The 21,504-nt window shown below is 45.5% G+C and carries 10 protein-coding genes; 4 read left to right on the top strand and 6 right to left on the bottom strand.

Annotation, left to right across the window (positions count from 1 at the left end; all coding sequences use genetic code 11):
- The first annotated feature begins 141 nt into the window (after positions 1 to 141).
- Positions 142 to 951 (top strand): alpha/beta fold hydrolase, encoded by an 810-nt coding sequence (locus ACSR9A_RS15095; protein ID WP_473757960.1) that lies wholly within the window; start codon positions 142 to 144, stop codon positions 949 to 951.
- 261 nt (positions 952 to 1,212) lie between these two features.
- A complete protein-coding gene (locus tag ACSR9A_RS15100) occupies positions 1,213 to 2,367 on the top strand; it encodes a PQQ-dependent sugar dehydrogenase (protein ID WP_473757961.1) in 1,155 nt (384 codons plus the stop codon).
- Between the two features lie 170 nt (positions 2,368 to 2,537).
- Here ACSR9A_RS15100 and ACSR9A_RS15105 read toward each other — a convergent pair whose 3' ends face one another.
- The 6 genes from ACSR9A_RS15105 to ACSR9A_RS15130 all read right to left on the bottom strand — a co-directional run bounded on the left by ACSR9A_RS15105 (position 2,538) and on the right by ACSR9A_RS15130 (position 11,533).
- The gene (locus ACSR9A_RS15105) at positions 2,538 to 4,229 is read right to left on the bottom strand and encodes a hypothetical protein (RefSeq protein ID WP_473757963.1); all 1,692 of its coding nucleotides are present in this window, start codon (positions 4,227 to 4,229) and stop codon (positions 2,538 to 2,540) included.
- A gap of 54 nt (positions 4,230 to 4,283) precedes the next feature.
- Complete coding sequence (locus ACSR9A_RS15110; protein WP_473757965.1) at positions 4,284 to 5,447, bottom strand: MFS transporter; 1,164 nt, start codon at positions 5,445 to 5,447, stop codon at positions 4,284 to 4,286.
- An 11-nt stretch (positions 5,448 to 5,458) separates the two neighbouring features.
- Positions 5,459 to 6,334, bottom strand: a complete 876-nt coding sequence (locus ACSR9A_RS15115) for a carbohydrate ABC transporter permease (protein WP_473757967.1) — start codon at positions 6,332 to 6,334, stop codon at positions 5,459 to 5,461.
- 26 nt (positions 6,335 to 6,360) lie between these two features.
- Entirely contained in the window at positions 6,361 to 7,263 is a 903-nt protein-coding gene (locus ACSR9A_RS15120; protein ID WP_473757969.1) for an ABC transporter permease, read from the bottom strand.
- 125 nt (positions 7,264 to 7,388) lie between these two features.
- Positions 7,389 to 8,987, bottom strand: coding sequence for an extracellular solute-binding protein (locus ACSR9A_RS15125; RefSeq protein ID WP_473757971.1), 1,599 nt, complete (start codon positions 8,985 to 8,987; stop codon positions 7,389 to 7,391).
- Positions 8,988 to 9,271: 284 nt separating this feature from the next.
- Positions 9,272 to 11,533: a helix-turn-helix domain-containing protein gene (locus ACSR9A_RS15130; protein ID WP_473757973.1), complete on the bottom strand. Its 2,262-nt coding sequence runs from the start codon at positions 11,531 to 11,533 to the stop codon at positions 9,272 to 9,274.
- Between the two features lie 367 nt (positions 11,534 to 11,900).
- Between ACSR9A_RS15130 and ACSR9A_RS15135 the strand changes: the two genes are divergently transcribed.
- Both ACSR9A_RS15135 and ACSR9A_RS15140 read left to right on the top strand, forming a co-directional pair.
- Complete coding sequence (locus ACSR9A_RS15135; protein WP_473757975.1) at positions 11,901 to 13,736, top strand: motility associated factor glycosyltransferase family protein; 1,836 nt, start codon at positions 11,901 to 11,903, stop codon at positions 13,734 to 13,736.
- A gap of 9 nt (positions 13,737 to 13,745) precedes the next feature.
- On the top strand, positions 13,746 to 21,461 hold the full coding sequence (locus tag ACSR9A_RS15140; protein WP_473757977.1) for an Ig-like domain-containing protein: 7,716 nt from the start codon (positions 13,746 to 13,748) through the stop codon (positions 21,459 to 21,461).
- Positions 21,462 to 21,504: the final 43 nt, after the last annotated feature.

Consider the following 21,504-nt stretch of genomic DNA (forward strand, 5'->3'; position numbering starts at 1 on the left):
CCTTTCGGCGTTCTTTTTTACCTTCTATAATCGTCGCCTTCTAAAAGAGCTGCTAACCTCCCCTCCATCTTGCATGCTATTGACATGACGGCTTAATCGATCGAATATACTGATAAGCATCCTAATGTGGAGGCCTATTCAATGAACGAGCTCCTAGTAATTGACCGTCGCCTGCGGTATCGCAATAGCAGCATTTTTTATCAATTCATGCCCAACCCCGCCAAACAAACGCTGCTGTTTCTCCATCCAGCGTTCGCGGATCATCGGGTCTTTTGCAGGCAGATAAGCTATTTCAAGTCCGGCTACCAGGTGATAGCTGTTGATATGCCAGGGCATGGACGCAGCCAAGTTCAAGGCACCAAAGTGACGTTAAAAGACATGCCGCACATTGCAGCTGGGGTTTTAGCTAAGCATAACATTGCCGCCTGCCATGTGGTCGGCGTTTCCCTCGGCTCACTAGCAGCCCAAGCTTTCGCAGAACGTTATAACGAGCGGGTGCATTCTGTTACAATCGTCGGAGGCTACTCCATTCATCGCGAACATGCAGAAATTTGGAAGGAGCAGAAGCGTGAGGGGCTGCGTTGGCTGTTTTATTTTTTATTTTCCATGGGGCGGTTTCGCCGCCATGTGACTAGCTTTTCCTGCGCCAGCGGCTATGGCCGAGATATATTTGCCCAAGGCGCGAAGCTGTTTAATCGGCGCTCTTTCGCAGCGATGACGGGTCTGGGCGATTTTTTCACGAAGAAAGAGTCGCCCGTACCCTACCAAATGCTAATCGTATACGGGGATAAAGATTTGAAGGTGCTTTTGGATAACGCACGCAATTGGCACATGGCAGAAACCCTTTCGCAGCTCGTGCTGCTGCCCGGTGCTGGCCATTGCGCCCAGCTTGATGCGCCAGAGTCGTTTAATCGCATATTGGAGCGTTTTATCACGTCTATATCGTGTTGAGCATGAGACTTTCCAATGCTCATGCTGCAAAGAAATCAGCGAAGAAAGACTGCAACTATGCAACTTTCCATTACGTATGATTTGAAGTATCCCCTTTGATGTTTCGGCGATGTGTCCGAGGCGTAATAATAGGTGATAGACCAAGGTGAAACGGCTGTCGCCGTCCTCTGGCGGAGCGGCTCGTTTCATTCCGAGAAATATAAGAATTTATAAGTGTGAAACTTATAAATTCTTATATTTGAACAAAAGGGGGAGCCTATTTTGAGCTTGAAACGAATATCGACTGTGCTTACGCTGAGCGTATGCATAGGATTGCTCACGGCCTGTGGGCAAAATGAAGATCCGGGGGCATTACCGCCCTCCACGACTGCATCACCAGAAGCGACGTCGGATACAGCTGCAACTGAGGCAACGGCTGCACCGGAAGCAAACGCTGAATCAACAGAAGCGTATGAGGTTGTTGCAGAGGAGCTGCGAGCGCCATGGGTCATTGCGTTTTCCGGTGACGTTATTTACGTTAGTGAGCGGGAAGGCAATGTCGTCCAAATCGATGGCGAGCAAAAAACGAGACAAACCGTTAATTTGACTAAATCGGTTCAGGGGGGCGGCGAGAGCGGATTTCTGGGCTTCTTGCTTGCGCCGGATTTCGAACAGTCGCAGCAGGCTTATGCTTACCATACTTATGAGGAAGATGGAAAAATGCTTAACCGCGTCGTGCAGCTGAAGTTTACGGGCGAGAGCTGGGATGAGACATATGCATTGCTGGAGGGTATTCCAGGCGCCTATAATCATGATGGCGGAAGAATGGCCTATGGACCGGACAAGCTGCTGTATATTACGACAGGCGATGCTCAACAGCCTGAGCTATCACAGGATAAAGGCAGTCTGGCAGGCAAAATACTGCGCATGACGCTCGATGGCAAAGTACCGGCAGACAATCCATTCCCGGACTCCTACGTTTATTCGTATGGGCACCGCAATCCGCAGGGACTGGCCTGGACAGATAAAGGCGTCATGCTTGTTACGGAGCATGGCCCATCGGGCTCGCCTGGTGGACATGATGAAATTAACGTCATTGAGCCTGGCGGCAATTATGGATGGCCGAATGTATACGGCAATCAGACGGGGAGCGGTTTGATTCCGCCTGTCTATCATACCGGCGAGCCGGCTATCGCCCCTTCCGGTGCGGCAATCGACGGCCAGAATCGGATGCTGATTGCTACGCTCGTGGGCAGTGCGCTGTATCGCTATGACCCGGCGACAAAGGATATGTCTGTCGTCTTTGATGGAGAGGGACGACTCCGCGATGTAAAGATGAAGGATGGCCTCGTATATGTCATCACCAATAATACCGATGGCAGAGGAAATCCTTCAAATACAGATGATCGCTTGCTGATCGTGAACGGAATTAAGTAAACGTACAGAGCTGCTTTTTGCTCGGGCGGAGAGAATAGCTGAAGTGACGCAGCAGAACTGTCAGCAATAACCCGCCGCTTGGCGGACGAAGCACAGTCCCCCCGTTTCTAACTGAACGGGGGGACTGTGCTAAATATAGAATTAGACTAAGAAAAATCATTTTACTACCGTTACATTCGGCTGAGCAAAAATTTCATCGTAGTAGGAGTAGCTGGAGTCGCCGGAGTCGCTGTTGCATGCTTCGCCTGTGCCAAATAGATGATTTCCAGACGATTGTCAAAAGCTTGTACAACAGGAACCGGAGCATCCGCCTCCACTCCAAGCGTTAGCCCCGGCAGCATCCAGCGATTGGCTGAAATACCGCGCGCGTCTACCCCTTGCCCCGTAATTTCAAAATAAAATTCAATGTCGACGGCGGCGCTGCTCTGAACCTCTATCTCAAGCTGGCGTTCGTTCACTGCCGCTTCATAATAGACACCTCGCAAATGGGTGTTCCAATGCTTGCCAACTTCGCGCCGAATGAGCCGGAGATCGTATTTATGCCCATCCGCCGTTTTCCAATGAATCGTGGCGGGATGCAGCTGGCCGTTCGTATTTTTACTGCCTGACATGGCACCCATCATGATCTCTTTCTCAATCCAGGCTCTCGCTGTACATAAATTTGTATTTACATCCGGCTGATCCCGCTCACACAACTCCCGGAACGACTGCTCCACAAGCCGGTCGCGCTGATGCTCGGCAAGGTGTGGAAGCCATTCCTTCGGCACGTCTACGCCGACAAGGGCGATCATAATATCATGCTCCGTCTCGCAATTTATCGCGGTAAATTGCTCATAGCCTTTGCCGAGTGCCAAATACAGCATAACGCCCAGCGAGCTGTGAGCGGTCATTTCCATTTCGTAGGCACGGGCAAACGGGCCGGAAAGATTTTCGATATAAGGATTATAAAAGTCGGCGATGTTGGACCAAAGCCCCTTCTCCATTGCATGGCCGAGCTGCTGGAAGGCTGCCGTCTTGCCATATTGCCGCCATAAACCAAGCACTGTCAGATCGACGCCGTAATAGGTTGTCGTATTGAATTCGGATAGGGAACCAAACTCCGCATAACGGGCGTGAAGCTTCTCCGCCTCGCGGTCGGCATGCTCCATCCAATCGCTGCGCTGCAAGCGCGTTCCGTAGTAATGGGTAATAAACGTATGCATCAGCTCAATATTGGAATTCATCGGAACGACATCCGACAATCGGCGCTCAATAGAGCCGGTAACAGCCTTGATCATCGACTGCTCCATGCGCCCAAGCAGCGGCTGCGGCAGCTTGCCTTCGAAATGCTCCAGGATGACCGCAAAAATACAGCTGATGAACTCCCGCCAGTTCGGATCGTAGCTTTTCCAGACAGGAGGCAGCACTTCATCTATAGCCGTCACAAGCCGGTCCGTCCATTCCTTCTTCGCTTGCTCGCCTTCTATGCCGCTTACCAAGCGCTGCGTTATTTTTTCAAAGGTTTGCGCCAAAAAATAAGCATGGCCCGGCCCTAAGCTTTTCCAAGGATAGTTGCCGGCTGGCGGGTCGATCGACTGCAGGGCGCTTTTGAAGGTGCCATGGTAAATTTCATCTGGCGCATCAAGCTGCAAATCGATAATTTTATGGAGCACTTCGCAAGCCCGCTCTACGTCGCCCGGCTCGCCTCGCAGCAGCAGTCCAAGCGCGTAATGTCCGCTGCCCCTCGTGCCATGCTTGCCGTGCTCCTCGCTGTCGCCAATCAGCTTAGCCTTCTCATCATACTTTGCATCCATATATGCCAGCGCTTGATCGACCAAATAACGGCGCTCCTCCGACAACTGGCTCCACTCATTCAATGCCATGCCCTTTCTCCCCCTAGAAGTTCCGCCATTTACTGCCCTGCTTCCATACCTAAATTAATGCCCAGGCACAGAACGGCTTCTTTTATTCACGCCATATAACAGCAACAAGCCCATTATAGCACTGACCGTGCATGCCAGATACATCAATTGTGCGCCACCCGCATTGTACAAAAATCCATTAAGCAGGTTGCCAATAATGCCTCCCAGCCCGACAAAAACCATATTAAATACACTTTGTCCGGTTGCCTGCATTTCCTTGCCCGACACGTTCGCTACATACTCGACCGCTGCGACATAAAAGAGTCCGAACGACAGGCCATGCAATGCTTGGATGCCGATCATGACAGGCGGGTACGGAAACAGCCATTGCACAGCCCAGCGCAGAGCATAAGCAAAAGCGGCAATGACGAGCGTTCGTTCCCTGCCAAGCTTGGCAATAATTTTAGCGGCAAGCAGCATCGAGGGCACATTGGTCATGGAAGCAAGCAGCAGCGCAAAGCCAACCATGGAGAAGCTTCCACCCGCCTCCTGAAAGGAAAGCACAAAAAAGGAATTGTAGGCGGTCAGCGTCTGATTGACAAAAAAGCAGGCCACGAGAAACCAGAGGAAATTGCGATTGCTGAGCATTTTTTTGAACCCTTCGGTCAAGCTCACCGTCGTTCGATAACTATCCGACTTATTCGAAAGCGTCAGCACCATTGCCACTCCAGCCGCACTGAATATAAAAAACGGCAGCCATAGCTGGGTAATGTAAAAAAAAGATAAATACAAGCCGCCCGCATAACCGCCAAGCGCCGTTCCTAAACTCCCGAGGCTGCGAATCGTGCCATAGGAGGTGTGTCCTTCGCGGGCAGCGGTAACGGCATAGGAATCGGCAATCGGGCTTTGCGTTACGCTGAAAATAATCGACGTTGTATACACGATGACGAGCAGCGCAAATAGTTGAACATTGTAAAAGTAAGCAAGCACAGCGGGCATGCCGATGCTGCATATGAGTACCAGCTTTGTCTGGCGGTAACGGTCCACCATATAGCCCCAGAACGGCTGAACGATGATGGACAGCAGCGTGCCAAGCGACATCATCATGCCTACCTGCCCCGCCGACATGCCTTGATGAACGAGCAGCGTCGTTAAATAAGGGTTGAATAAACCGCCAGCGAGCCCTGTAAACAAGTACAAGGCTCGCAGCTTTAGCAGCATTTTTTTCGCGTCATTCATGATGAGGTTGATTATCCTTTCACTGCTCCAAGCATGACGCCGCTGACAAAATAACGCTGCAGCCATGGGTATACGAGCAAAATCGGAACAGTAGCAAAAATAACACTCGCTGATTTCAAGCTTTCTGGCGTAATTTTCGGTCCACCGCTGTTGCCTTCAAGGCTTGCCAGCTCGGAAACCATATTGTTTTGAATCATTTGATACAGCTTCAGCTGAATCGGATAAAGCTCCGGCTTGGAAATATACATGAGCGTATCCTGAAAGCCATTCCAGCGCCCGACGGCGTAAAAGAGGCAAAGCGTCGCCATAACGGGCAGGGACAGCGGCAATATGATGCGCATCAGCGTTCCAAAATGCGAGCTGCCATCAATTTCAGCCGCTTCCTCCAAGCTTTGCGGAATGCCATTAAAGAAAGAAATCAGAATAATCAGATAAAATGGGCTAATCAGACCCGGCAGCACAAGCGCCCACACGGTATTGAGCAAATTCAGGTCACGCACGAGGATATATTCAGGAATGATGCCGCCTGTGAAAAACATCGTAATGACGATTAAAATCATAAACACCTTACGTCCTTTAAGCTGCGATTTCGTTAGCGGATAGGCAGCAACAATCGTCATCACCATGCATAGCGCTGCGCACAGCGCCGTCAGGAATACAGTAAAGCCTAACGAGCGAATCATCGTCATATCCGAAAAAACCTTGCCATATGCATCCCAGTTGAACCCAACCGGGAAGAGGGTGACCTTACCCGATGTAATCGCTAGGTTGGAGCTGAGCGATACCGCAATAATATGCAGAAACGGCAAAATACAAACAACAACTGCCAATGTAAGCAAAATCATATTTACCGTGTCAAATACGCGGTTAGCCGTACGTTCATTCATTGATCCTCCGCACCTTTCCGTAAGAGCTATAATATGCTCTCATCTGTTAGTTTTTTAGATGCATAATTGGCACCGAGGACGAAGATCAGTCCTACAATAGCCTGAAACAAGCCGACGACTGTCGCCAGCGTATATTCGCCAGACTGAATACCGACGCGGTACACGAAGGTGCTGAGCACATCCGAATATTCGCGAACCGCCAAATTACCTATAATATACGGCCGTTCAAAGCCTATAGTAATCATATTGCCAAGATTGATAATGAGCAGCGTTACAATTGTCGTTTTGAGGCCCGGGAGTGTAATATGCCAAATCCGTTTAAAGCGTCCCGCTCCATCAACCTCCGCCGCTTCGAACAGCTCGCGATTGATGCCCGTCAATGCAGCCAAATATAAAATCGTTCCCCAGCCTGCGCTTTGCCACACGCCAGTTGCCAAATACGTAACGAGCCAATCCTTTTTATCCGTCAGAAACGGGATCGCATCAAAGCCAAGCGAGCTTAATACATTGTTAATCATGCCGGATTGCGTGCCAAACACTTGATAAACAATGCCGCCTATAATGACCCATGAGATAAAATGGGGAATATACAAAATCGTTTGCGATATTTTTTTGAACCAAACCCATTTCGCTTCATATAGCATGATCGCTAAAATCAATGGAGCCGGGAAGGATACGATTAAATCCAAAATATTAAGCATTAACGTATTTCGAAGCGTCAAATAAAAATCCTTCATTTTGAAAACTTCAACAAAAGCATCGAATCCAATCCACTCACTGCCCGAAATGCCTTGAAACAGGTTAAAATCCTTGAATGCGATTTGCACGCCCCACATCGGTCCATATTTGAACACTAGAAAATAAAGGAGCGGGAGTGAAATCAGCGCGTATAGCTGCCAATACCTGCGAAAATAAATGTTTGTGCTCAATGTTGTTCGCCCCTTCTTCCCTTCATATGCAGTTGGCGCAGAGGGAGCCCCGCCTATACCGGTTCAGTGTCCCCCTGTCCCACTGCCTTCCACTTACCTGCCTATCATTCAAAACGCATGCTGCTTTACTTCGCCTCTGTGTAAGCTTTCGTACGCTCGTCCATTACTTCCTTGCCGCCACGGGACATATAATCTTCCAATGCCGTATCGAAAGTGCTGTCGAATTTATCTGTAGCCGCCATCGTTGTTTTCACGATCATTTCATCCAGCTTGCCTTCGAGTGACGTGCCATATTTCGTCTTGCTCTTGATCGGACGGGCAAATTTGACCGGTGCGATCGTATCCGTATCGGCAAATTCCATCGATTGGCGGACACCTTCTTGATATTTAGTCGGCATCCCGTAAATAAAGGCTTCTTTATTTTTCTCATCATCGCCTGCGATTCTGCCATTAGCTACGATTACAATATCGCCGAGGTTATAAATTCGGTCCTTCGCTTCCTGCGACGCATTTTCCAGTACGACTGGAATGCCATCCTTCAGCGCGTAGTTTTCGCCTACAACGCCGTTTTGCATATCGATTAGCACATTGGTCGAGGACATCCAATCCAAATATTTAACCGCTTCTACAGCGTGCTTGCTTGATTTAGGAATCATGATGTAAAGGCCGTTGGAAGCATATTCAGGTTTTGCATGCAGTCCTTCCGCATTCGTATACGTATCAATTGGAGAGAGAACCGCTTTCGGATTATTGGCCTGCAAGTTCTCATAGGCCGCATCGTTATAATAGATGTTGTCGTAGTCATCGCTGAACATGCCGATTTTACCGCTTTGAATGTCCTGGGTCAGCTGCTTCTTATCTTGGTCAAGCCCAAAATCCTTGCTCATCAGCCCTTCGTTGTACAGCTTGTTCATGAAGCGCAAGCCTTCCTTGAAGCCCGGCAGTACTGGCAAATAATCACGGTTGGCGAGCTGCTCGTCCGTCGTCAGGCTGCTTTGCGGCTGAACGAATGACCAGAGCAATGGCTCCAGCTGTCCAGGCTCAATGGTCATGCCGAGCGGAATGACGCTGCCTCCCGTTTCACCCGGATCCTTCTCTTTAAACGCTTTAAGCGTTTCGTAGAGTTCATCCGTCGTTGCCGGCATCGGCATGCCCAGCGCATCAAGCCAGTCTTGGCGGATCCATGAGGAATATCTAGCCGTTATCGTTCTTTTGCCCGGAACAGCAAATTGCTTGCCTTCGACTTGTCCATATTCCAATGTATCGTCGCCCAGAAACGTCTTAAGGTTTTGTCCATGCTCATTTAATAAGTCCGTCAAGTCGGTAAGACCACCTTGCTCCGCATAACGTTCGAATGTCGCTTGATCATACGTAAATACGATATCCGGCACATCATCTCCGCTTGCCATCAGTACGTTCAGCTTGGCAATTTCCTCTGAACGGGGGATCGGCACGAATTGAACATCAATGTTGCTCGTTTTGCTGAAGTTGTCTTTCACGTAACGGGTTAAGTAGCTGTCTGTAATCGTGTAGCCCTGCGGCGTATTGCCGCGGTCGAAAATCTCTACTTTTAATGAAGAAGCCGCTGCGCCGCCTGCATTCGAGCTTGAGCTTGCGCCAGGTGTTTCTCCGCCTCCGTTTGAACAGCCCGTAACCAATACAGTTAATGCGAACGTACCCGCCATCCATTTTCTGACCGCCATTTTACCTTTGCTACGCTTCATTTGTTCACAGCCCCTTTTTGTTTGGTTTGCCTCGTCTATTGAGGTGAGCTTTCCTAACCTCTTGTTGACGATGCCGCTTGTGGAGATGAGCCAAGTATGACACGATGACAGGAAATCTGACAATAAACAGAATTCCACCTCAAAAATCGGGTGGAAAATCGTCGCAAGCCCCGTATTTCGGCTGATGTGACGCTATTCCTGTAAACATACCTTTTTCCGATCCGCTTGAATTGGCCATCAAAAAAGCCCCCGAATTTGTTCGGGAGCCACCTTCTAGCTTCAGCTTATTCACTTGCAGGTTCTGGCTTCATTTCATATTTTCTATAGTCTCCCGGTGTGACACCGACTATTCTTTTAAACACCCGTCCGAAGGTAACAGAATTGGCGTAGCCGACCTGCAAAGCGATTTGCTGGATAACCTCGTCGGTTTGGCTCAGTAAATTTTGGGCGTGCACAACGCGCAGCTGCGCCAGAAAATCAACGAATTTTGTATTGAACTCTTCCTTGAACAAATGGCTCGCATATTTCGCAGACACTTGAAACCGATCGCTCAATATCGTAAGGGACAGATCCGGATTCGTGTAATGCTCTTCAATGTAAGCTTTCATCTCACTAATCATCGCCCGGTAGCTTTTATTTTCATTGGTCGATACATACACCCGGTAAACCTCGTTCATCATTTCCAGCAGCAAGGCTTCCATCTCGGGCAGCCGCTGCGCCTTATCCAGCTCCGCCCGCCACAGCTGTGCCTGCTCGCCCACAAAGTAATCCTTCAGATTATCAGAGAGATCCATCAGCTCTCTGCCCAGCATTTGGCGCAGCCAATGAATAAGCATTCGGATGTCCTGATCCGCAAGCAGCTCGGAGCCGACCCTTTGAAACAGCGTGTGCACCTGCTCCCGCCATTCCTGATTGGTCAAGCGAAACATTTTGACGATGCCAGCCATGATAGGGAAATATTTATAAGACTCCATATTCGGCTGCAGCGGCACATCTGAGCCAAACACCATTTCATTTTCACCCAGAGACAAAACATATTGCAGCGCTGATCCAGCAGATTGGTAGGATTCCTTTAAGCTGCCGTCCAGATTCGTCACAATGCCAATACCGAATTGCATCGTCAGCTCAAATTGGCTTGCTGCCCACTGGTGAGAGCTCCTGACGGCCAAGCGCAGCCTCTTTTTGAAATTTTCGACTTCTTCCTCTGCGGCACCACTTGTAAAAATAATGCCCAACTGGCTGCTGCTTATCCATTCGGCCCAGCTGTCCAGTTCTCTTTCCCGTGCCAGCTCCTGAAAAAGATTCATGAGCGTCAAACGGAACGTTTGCTGATCCTGATGAGAGAAGTCGCCGTAGGCGACCTCAAAATCATGCATTTCCGCAATAACGACTGCGGCGTGCACAGCATGCTCCGACGCTTGCAGTACGGCTAAGGAGTGGCATTTTTTAGCCCTCTCCACTTGAGCCTCAGCATGACCATCGATTAAATCGATAAAAAACTGCCGCCTGCGTATAAGCAAATTCTCATGATGCTGCTGCTCATAATCTGCTGTCTGCTGGATAAGCTGCTCCAGCGCATGATCGATTAACGCCAGCTCATCTCTAGTCGTGACATCGGAGGAGCGCACGGGAAGCGCCTGAATTCGGTTCATCATGACTTGAATCGGCCTATAGTTTTTGCGGGTAATATAAATGATGTAGAGGACGGCTAACAACAAGGTAGCCAGCCCAATAATAATCCATACATAAGAAATGACAGATACCCAGGCGAACAGTTGACCCGCGCGGAGACCGCTGCTGAACGTCCAGCCCAGCTTTGGCGACACTAGCGTCGTTAACACATTGCCTTTCTCGTCGATACTACCCAGCCCTAAATTACCTTTAGGAAAAATAGTTTCTCCTTTCTGGCCCGTTACATGAAGAAAGGAAACGTTGCTGCGCGTCATATCATCTATCATTCGGCCTAGAGGATAGGCGCCGAGATTTATGACTAAAACGCCTTCCTGACCGAAGGGAAGCGGCAGCCGCTTATGCATGCTGATCACTTCCTCCGGCTTATCGGATTCCAGCAGCTTGAAGGAACGGATTTGCGACCAGCGCTGGAAAGCTGGCTCATCCAGCGCCTGCTCCAAATAAGCGCGATCAGCAAACACCTCCTGCGTCGTAAACCCATATTTACTAACGATACGCTGATCGGACAGACGGTATATATACATGGAATCCAGCAGTTCATTATTGCTTTCCATGACCCACAGCTTTTTGGCGAGCTCCAAAAATTCGGGACTTCCCTTCTCCACATCACCCGCGAGAAATTGTCCGTAAACCGGGTCATTTTCCATTTGGCGCAATATTTCCATCTCCACTTGATTGACCGCTCTGTCGAGACTATCGACGACATAGGAAGTGGAAATGCGATTCGCCTTCTCCGTTTCGTTCCGTGAAATCTCATTTACAATGAGGAAGGAGAGGAAAATGACAATAGATATCGTCAAGATGAAAATCGGAAAATAGGAGAAAAGCAATCTGCGATACCAATTTTTTGACATAATCCTCACTCCATATCTGACAGCATCGAAATTGGCTTGTAACTATTCATTACAAACGCCATTCAATGATAGGTTTTCTAACATTGTATCAGATATATCGAGAAAACAAAGCTTAATTCTAAAAATGATGGCAGGAAAACCCTTACATTTGCAATATAGGCTGGCTGCAAAAATGGACAAAGAAAAAAGGAATGCCTCCGGGCCTCGATAAGCCCGCACATTCCCTTGAAATGGTTCCACTTGCTTCTGCAAATTTAAAGTCAAATCATTTATTTTCAAAGAAAAGAATGTAATATGTAGAACTTTGTAGTATAAAGGAAGTAGCACATGATAAATTACCCATATTCAAGAAGAAAGCAGAGGTTCTATGTTCCTACAAAATTTAACCATCATCAAAGAACATCGTCCAGATCTATTCCAAACGTTGCAAACCGTAGAAAAACTCTCTCATGGCGACCCTTTGTCACTGAAGAGGCTTGCAACCTCCCCTCCCAACCTTATATGTGAAGTGAATGAGCTGGCAACTAGCTTACATCACCCTGACAATCCTGTTATGGAAGCTTCACAAATTTTAATGAAATTAGAGAATGAATTTAAAAAAAATGATCCATATGTTATTTTTTTCGGTGTAGGTCTAGGGTACCATATTAAACAATTCACCTCGACATATCCCAACATTCCTTACTCGATTTTTGAACCATCAGCCAAGATTATGCATACTTTTTTATCCTCTGTCTCTATGGCAGAAATCAATTTGCCCTTGCTGCGCAATATCAGTATTGGCACTCCTGACAGTCGTTTTGCTTTGGAAGAAATAAAATCAATGCTATATCAAATTCCAAAAAGCTTCACATTAATTACACTGCCATCTTATTTGAAACTATTTCAGAAATCTCATGGATATTTCATTCAATTTATACAGCATACGATCAAACAAAAGCAGCTGAGCCTTGGAATAAATCATCATTTTGAAAAAAAATGGATAACCAACAGCTTTGAAAATTTTGGCGCAACACTGAATACGCCTAGTTTTTTCGATTTTCATGCACATTTTCATAAGAAACCCGTATTGCTTGTAGCTGCTGGGCCTTCCTTAGAGGATGAAATTAATCATTTACGCACCATTAAGCGGGAACGCTCCGCTTATATTGTATCTGCCGGCTCTGCCATTAACACCTTGGTTGAGTATAACATTTTACCGGATGCCGCTTTCACCTATGATCCAGGAGATTTTAATCGAAATGTATTTAATCGGGCGATTAATGAAAATAACATCCCATTTCCCATGGTTTTCGGAACCTCCGTTGGAAAAGGAACCGTCGCGCAATTCCCCTGGACAAAAATTCATTTGCCGTTGAATCAGGATATGTTATATGGATTTTATCTTAGCGGAAACAAACCATCGCCTGTCTTGAGCGATGCCAGCAGCATTGCTAATGTGGCCCTGCAAGCACTGATGCTTATGGAGTGTTCGACCATTATTTTAGTTGGTCAAAACTTCGCTTATCGCAACAAAAATCACTATGCGTCAGGCGTTCCTTATGGAGAAAACAAAGGTGTTTTAGCAGAGCAAAGCACCAGTGTAGATGGCGCTATACTTGAAAGTAATAATAGCTTTAATGCTATGCGTAAGGAAATGGAGCATTTCATACGTCTTAAGCCACAGCAAACTATCATTAATACGACTCGAGAGGGGGCTAAAATTGAAGGGGCGCCCTATCAGACATTAACTGCTGTTATGAACAACCTCTTAATAGAGAGGACGATAGATAACGAATGGTACTTGAAGCCAACGCGATTGGCTGTTCAGCATACCTTCTTAAAGCAGCGTCAGCAGAAAATGCTGGAACAGGCAAATCAAATAGAGGCGATTTTCGCAGCGCTGCAGCGAGCTATGGCTGCCATCAAGAGCAAGCCAGAGATAGAAAAGTTTCATGCTTTCGACCAGATCTTCAAATCCCTTCAGGATAATCTATTCTTCAAATTTATACTTCATCCGCTTAGCCGAGTAAAATATGAAATTTTATACAGTCATATTGTAAATATTAAAGTTAAAACCGATATAAACAGTAAAGCGAATTTACTATTGTCTGGGTTTGGAGAATATTTATATGAATGTTTTGAGGATTACAAACTTATCCAACCATTATTTCAAAAGCTAAACCAAGAAATCGACACTTTTGTTACTACAGAAAAGGGGTAGACATCTAGAATGAAAAATAAGAATCAAAATAGGCTTGGCAGAGCTAAAAAAATTATTACCCTTACTGCAGCCTCAACACAAATAGCGAATATATTCGCTCCTTTTGTTATGCATGCAGCACCCCGCGCTCCGTTGGCAGCACCTGCTTTGATGAGCACTGTCACCGAAGTAACTTACTCCCCAGGCTTAATTTATTCTCTTAGCTCATCTTCCAACCTGGAGCTCACTCAGTATTCTCCTATTTATAGCGGAATCCCTGTAGATTCCAATTTGACGCTTTCCTTTAACGATTCCTTTGAACTTGGTGACGGTATTATATCGATTCGACGTTATAATGATGATTTCTCTGAACAATTTTTCAACATTGCAAGCGGAGTTATTCATGGCGCAGCTATTACCTTTAGCGGGAATAGTGTTGTTATAGATCCTGATTTTGACCTTAATGAAAATACATCTTATTATGTCTATATTTCCAGCGGAGCCTTTGTTTCAAGCAATGGGACCGCTTTTTCAGGTGTTTCCCCATATTCGTGGACATTTATGACGGAGGACACTACTCCGCCTTTATTGATTACTACAATACCTGGAAGCGGGATAACTTCCCAATCTACTTCGTACTATCTGAAATTCAACGAAAATGTCCAATTGGGACACGGACAAATTCAAATTATTAAACAAGGAGAAGACACTCCTGAGCATGTAATAGCCATATCTGGCAGCCAGGTAAGCAATGCCCATTATGCGCTGTATGACAACGATATCTTTTTCTATCCCTCTTTTAGACTAGAAGAAGATACCTCCTATTATGTTAACATTACATCAGGCTCCTTTACCGATTCGAGTTCCAATGCATACGCTGGTCTGCTGGATCCAACCTCTTGGCAGTTTTCAACTACACACGAGGATCCTTATGTTACCCATATGGATCAAAAATTGGAAATCAATCTCCGTAACGACACGGATCTCACTTTCCGTTTGAATAAACCTATGTTGTTTGCAGATGGTTTTATTACGATTAAAAATGCACAAAATAATTCAGTGTTTCAGAAATTTGTTATTTCAAGCGGAAATATTTATGGGGCAACCGCAACTTTTTCTTCCAGTGGTTATTCTTTTACCCTTAATCCAGACATGGATTTTGAAGATTTTACAACCTATTATGTTAATTTCTCCAGTGGAGCTTTTACTGATTTAAATGGCCGTCCATCCTTTGGATTTACTAATTCTGACATGAGTTTTACTACGGGAGATTTTACCCCGCCAGAAGTCATTGAGACTTTTCCGCTGAACAGCGGAGCAACTGCAGGCGGAAATTATGGAATTATGTTTAATGAAGGCGTTAAATTAGGATATGGAGAGATTCAGTTTTTCAAACAAGCTGACAATCTTCCTGTTGGTACAATCACCATATCCGGAAACAATATGTATAATGGAAGCTACGATGCATATGGTAATAACTTCTATACCTTCTACCCTCACTTTAGCATTGAGGATGGTACTTCTTATTATATAAATATCACTTCAGGCGCTTTTGTGGACCTACATGACAATAACTATAGAGGGATTAATGATTCGACTGCTTGGAGCTTCACTACAGAAATGGACAACCCCTTTATAGAATATTTCTCGCTACGAGGTCTTAGTGAACTCCAGCCTAATGTCAATTTAACATTTACATTTAATGAATTGGTACAACTATCTAATGGTGCCATCTCTATAATGCGAGCAGACAATCATTCCGTTGCTAGACAATTTCTTGTTTCCAGCGGTGTTATTCAAGGTGCAACTGCGACTTTCAGCGGAACTTCCCTAACAATCGACCCGTATCTTAATCTAGATAGTTCGACTGATTATTATATTAATATCTCGAGCGGTACTTTTATCGATCTTAAAGGGAACTTGTTCTCTGGTCTAACGCACTCACGCTGGGACTTTTCGACTGGTGACTATGCTCCTCCATCTATCGTCTCTACTTATCCAAATGGAAACGAAGTCTCCATCTATGAATACATTAGCTTAGATTTTGATGAGAAAATCAAACTGGGGCAGGGGAACATACAATTATTCGATAAAGCTACCAACACTCTTCTCCATACGATTACGGTCGACGGAGACAATGTTTCTAATGCTAGATTCTTTTCTTACAACGGAAAACGGGCTGACTTTTATTTAGAATTTGTCTTGGAACAAGATACTTCATATTATATTACAGCTGATCCTAATGTCTTTTTAGATTTGGATGGTAATTCTTTTGATGGAATTTCGGATTCTGAGATCTGGCATTTTAAAACAGAGGATGTGCGTCCATTTCTAACAAACAAAGAACCTAATTATCTTTCCGGACTACCAATTGACACCAATCTCACTTTTTATTTTAATGAGACTGTACAACTGAACAACGGTGTCATTTCCTTAATCCGAGAGCAGGACGGCTCTGTAGCACAAGAATTTGTCATTTCTAGCGGTCACATTAACGGTGCTGCCGTTTCCTTCAGCGGTCGTACAATGACGCTTAATCCGGATCTAGATCTGGAAAGCTCTACTAACTACTTTGTTAAAATTTCCAGTGGTTCTTTTATAGATACTACAGGTAATCTTTTTTCTGGAACAAAATATAGCAGTTGGTATTTCTCTACTGGGGATTTCGAATCGCCAACTATCGTTTCTATTTCTCCTGTGAGCGAAAACACTTATCTTGATGAACCTATTTCTTTCCTTTTTAACGAAAATGTTAAATTGGGTTATGGGGAGATTCAAATTTTTAAACAAGGAGCCATTACTCCTGATCACATCATTACGATTTCGGGAAATAATGTATATAACGCGTACTTTCACCGCAATGTTTCAGATAACACGGCCTATTTCTTTCCCTATTTTACACTCGATCAAGATTCGAGCTACTACGTCCATGTTACCTCTGGTACATTTGTCGACATGAGCAACAACAAGTTTGCCGGCTTGCTTGACTCAACAACCTGGAATTTTACAACCATTGATGTATCGCCTTATTTGTTGAGCTATTACCCAAGCAATCTTTCAGGACTGCCTGCAGACACGAATCTTTCATTCTATTTCAGTGAGCCAACGCAGCTCGCTAATGGAAAAATAACCTTGAGACGGGAGCAAGATGGCACAATTGCAAGAGAGTTTATGATTTCCAGCGGTCATATCAACGGCGCTACTTATTTCTATAGCGGTAATACGATGATTCTGGATCCTGATTTGGATTTAGAAGACTCAATGACCTACTATGTTCAAATTTCTAGCGGTTCCTTTGTCGACCTTAAAAACAATCCGTTCTCAGGGTTATATGGTTCATCGTGGTCTTTCTCTGTTGGTGATTTTTCACCTCCCGTTATTTTGTCAGCTTCACCTATTAGTGGTGCTGCTGCATTAGATGGTCCTTACTCCTTTATTTTTAATGAGGGTATTGAACTAGGCTATGGAGAAATTCAGTTTTTCAAACAAGGAGAAGCCACACCGGTTCATACGATTTCGATTTCTGGAGATACAGTGAGCAATGCCGTGTTTTATCGGAGCTCCGGTAATACTGCGTATTTCCATCCGCATTTTATACTGGATCAAGCAACAGACTATTATGTTCATGTGACATCTGGCACATTTGTAGACTTATATAATAATTCGTTTGCTGGCCTGCTCGATTCTACAACTTGGAGCTTTACAACGATTGATTACCAACCCTATTTGAGAGGATTATTGGAAAGCTATAGCGATAATCTTCCAGTAAATACCAATCTCACTCTCAGCTTTAACGAGGATATCCAGCTAGGTAATGGCACGATTTCTCTCATCAATAAGCACAACAACAATGTAGCCCGTGAATTTTTTATTACAAGTGGCCAAATTATTAACGCTGCTTTTTCCTTAAGCGGAAATACACTGATTTTGGACCCCGACGTTGATCTCGAAGATTCTACTGAGTATTATATTGCCTATACAAGTGGGGCTTTCATTGATTTGAATGGTAATTCTTCCAGCGCGTTTTTTGATACTGATATGAGTTTTAAAACAGGGGATTTCAAACCGCCAGCCGTTATTTCCGTATCTCCTGTCAGCGCAAATGTTTATTTGGAAGAATCTATCTCTATCATTTTCAATGAAAATGTTAAGCTAGGCTATGGAGAAATTCAAATATTTAAACAAGGAGCCCTAACTCCTGATCACATCATTTCGATTTCAGGAAATCATGTCTCCAACGCCTATTTTTACCGCAATACAGCAGGAAATAATGCGAATTTCATACCCTATTTTACACTCGAACAAGATTCGAGCTATTACGTCCACGTAACCTCTGGTGCGTTTGTCGATATAAGCAATAACAAATTCACTGGGTTGCTTGATTCAACGACTTGGAATTTTACAACCATTGATGTTTCGCCATATTTGGTAGATTATTACCCACAAGCTCTTTCGGGACTACCCGTTGACACGAATCTTTCTTTCTATTTCAGCGAGCCAACGCAACTCGCTAATGGAAAAATCACCCTGAGACGAGAGCAGGATGGCACGATTGCAAGGGAGTTCAGCATTTCCAGCGGTCATATTAACGGCGCTTCTGTTTTTTTTAGCGGTAATACGATGATTCTGGATCCTGATTTGGATTTGGAAGACTCAACGACCTACTATGTTCAAATTTCTAGCGGTTCCTTTGTCGATCTAAAGGGCAAGCCTTTCTCTGGTTTTTATAATTCGAGCTGGTTCTTTGCCACTGCTGATTTGACACCGCCGGTTGTAGTCTACACTTCTCCAGTAAGTAATGAGGCATCATATTACGGACCGTACTCTGTGGCCTTCAATGAGAGCGTGGAGCTGGGACAAGGCGAAATTCAGATCTATAAACAGGGAGAGTCTTCACCTGTGCAGATCATTTCCATTGCTAATAGCCAGGCCAGCAATGCTACTTTCGATCATTATTCCGGTGGTTATTTCAATTTCTATCCAGAATTTGGATTGGATCAGGATACGAGCTATTATGTTCACATTACTTCCGGTACGTTTGTCGATCTCAGCAGCAATCCGTTCATGGGCTTGCTAGACTCTACTACTTGGAGCTTTACAACTTATAATCAAGCACCTTATCTAACAAGCTACAGCCCAAGCAATCTTTCTGGTTTGCCTGTAGATACCAATCTCACTTTCTATTTCAGTGAGTATGTTGATCTCGCTAACGGCAACGTCTCTATCGTTCGGGCAGCAGATGATTCCGTTGCGCAGCAGTTCACCATTTCCAGCGGGCAGATTCAAGGTGCGGCTATTTCCTTCAGCGGCAGTACGATGACGCTTGACCCGAATCTGAACTTGGAGCCGTCAACAGCCTACTACGTTCAGATTTCTAGCGGGGCCTTTGTCGATGTAAAAGGCAAGCCTTTCTCTGGCTTTCATCATTCAAACTGGAATTTCACAACTGCTAATTTGACACCACCAGCTCTTGTCTTCACTTCTCCTATGAATGAAGACGCCTCTTATTACGGGCCTTATTCCTTTGCCTTTGATGAAGATGTCAAGCTAGGACAGGGTGAAATTCAATTTTTCAAGCAGGGAGAAACTGTACCTGTACAGACCATTTCCATTGCCAATAATCAAGCTAGTCACGCTTCCTTTGATCAATATTCCGGGAGGGTTTTCTACTTTTATCCAGAATTTGAATTGGAGCAGGATACAAGCTATTATGTTCACATTACTTCCGGTACGTTTGTCGATCTCAGCAGTAATCCTTTTACAGGCCTGCTAGACTCCACTACATGGAACTTTACGACTATTAATAGAGCACCTTATCTCACAGACTACAGCCCAAGCTATCTTTCCGGCTTGCCTGTAGACACCAATCTCACTTTCTATTTCAGTGAGTATGTCGAGCTCGCTAACGGCAACGTCTCTATCGTTCGGGCAGCTGATGATTCCGTTGCGCAGCAGTTCACCATTTCCAGCGGGCAAATCCAGGGGGCTGCCATTTCCTTCAGTGGCAATGTAATGACGCTTAATCCAAATCTGGACTTGGAGCAGGATACGACTTACTATGTTCGCATTTCTAGCGGGGCCTTTGTCGATGTAAAAGGCAAGTCATTCTCTGGTTATTATCATTCAAGCTGGTATTTTTCCACTGGCGATTTCACACCGCCGGTTGTAGTCTACACTTCTCCAGTAAGTAATGATGCATCATATTACGGACCGTATTCGGTGGCCTTTAATGAGAGCGTCGAGCTCGGTCAAGGCGAAATTCAGATCTTTAAGCAGGGAGAGACTGCACCTGTGCAGATCATTTCCATTGCTAATAGTCAGGCTAATAATGCTACTTTCGATCATTATTCCGGTGGTTATTTCAATTTCTATCCAGAATTTGAATTGGAGCAGGATACGAGCTATTATGTTCACATTACTTCCGGTACGTTTGTTGATCTCAGCAGCAATCCGTTCGCAGGATTGCTTGACTCCACAACTTGGAACTTTACAACTTATAATCTAGCACCTTATCTCACAGGCTACAGCCCAAGCAATCTTTCTGTCTTGCCTGTAGATGCCAATCTCACTTTCTATTTCAGTGAGTATGTTAATCTCGCTAATGGTAACGTCTCTATCGTTCGGGCAGCTGATGATTCAGTTGCGCAGCAGTTCACCATTTCCAGCGGGCAAATTCAAGGGGCGGCTATTTCCTTCAGCGGCAATGCGATGACCCTTGATCCAAATCTGAACTTGGAGCCGTCAACGTCCTACTACGTTCAAATTTCTAGCGGGGCCTTTGTCGATATAAAAGGTAAGCCTTTCTCTGGCTTGCATCATTCGTACTGGAACTTCACGACGGCTGCCCAAACCAATAACGGAGGAAATAACGGCGGAAATACTGGCGGCAGTCAACCGAGTCAGCCAAGCCCAACAACGACACCATCCAATCCTGTAGTCGTCCCAAGCGAAGCTGCACCAGTAATTCCAAATTCTGCGCAGGCTAATGTAGTAGCTGCACCATTTAAAACTGGACAAGAAAAACGCGTTACTTTGCCTGCCGGTCAGACTAGTTCATCCGCTCTTGTATACTACTACGATGATAAATACAAGAAATGGATTGCACTGCCTACGCAGCATGATGGCAATACGCTCACTGCCAATATGCCTCCAGAAAGCTGGGTTGCCGTTATGGACAATCCAGCGGTCTATCAGCCCGTAGATACAGTAAGCAATTGGGCCAATGAAGACATAATGAAGCTAATGAGCTTAAATATCATTCAAGGCTACGAGGATCAAACCTTCAAGCCTAATCAAGTGACCAACCGCTATGAAATGGCTGTTATGGTGGCGAAGGTACTCGGCTTGCCGCTGGATAACACAAATGCATCAATGCTAAACAGCCTTCCCGACTCTGGCAGCATTCCAGAATGGGCAAAACCGGCAGTCGCCGCCCTGCTGCAAAATAATATTATGCTCGGCAGCGCGCAAGGCTTCCAAGGCAGTGAATCCATAACACGGGCACAGCTTGCTGCTATGCTGGGACGGATTTTGCCAGCAGCACAAAATAATACTGCTTCATCCTTTAAAGATCAATCCTCCATTCCAGCTTGGGCCTCCGATGGTATTCAGAAGGCTATCGAGCTTGGCATCTTCCAAGGCTACCCGGACGGAAGCTTCCAGCCGGATAAAACGCTGACGCGCGCTGAAATGGCGGCCGTCATCACGCGATTGATGGATTATTTGATCCAACAGCCGAATCAATAAATGTTCAAACCAAAAAAAGCTCAAGACCTCGTGGTCTTGAGCT

The organism is Paenibacillus sp. R-74696 (assembly GCF_055814915.1).

Excerpts from the sequence above, each read along its gene's own strand:
- ACSR9A_RS15095 (WP_473757960.1), top strand. The coding sequence starts at position 142 with ATGAACGAGCTCCTAGTAATTGACCGTCGCCTGCGGTATCGCAATAGC.
- ACSR9A_RS15105 (WP_473757963.1), bottom strand. The coding sequence starts at position 4,229 with ATGGCATTGAATGAGTGGAGCCAGTTGTCGGAGGAGCGCCGTTATTTG.
- ACSR9A_RS15110 (WP_473757965.1), bottom strand. The coding sequence starts at position 5,447 with ATGAATGACGCGAAAAAAATGCTGCTAAAGCTGCGAGCCTTGTACTTG.
- ACSR9A_RS15115 (WP_473757967.1), bottom strand. The coding sequence starts at position 6,334 with ATGAATGAACGTACGGCTAACCGCGTATTTGACACGGTAAATATGATT.
- ACSR9A_RS15125 (WP_473757971.1), bottom strand. The coding sequence starts at position 8,987 with ATGAAGCGTAGCAAAGGTAAAATGGCGGTCAGAAAATGGATGGCGGGT.
- ACSR9A_RS15130 (WP_473757973.1), bottom strand. The coding sequence starts at position 11,533 with ATGTCAAAAAATTGGTATCGCAGATTGCTTTTCTCCTATTTTCCGATT.
- ACSR9A_RS15135 (WP_473757975.1), top strand. The coding sequence starts at position 11,901 with ATGTTCCTACAAAATTTAACCATCATCAAAGAACATCGTCCAGATCTA.
- ACSR9A_RS15140 (WP_473757977.1), top strand. The coding sequence starts at position 13,746 with ATGAAAAATAAGAATCAAAATAGGCTTGGCAGAGCTAAAAAAATTATT.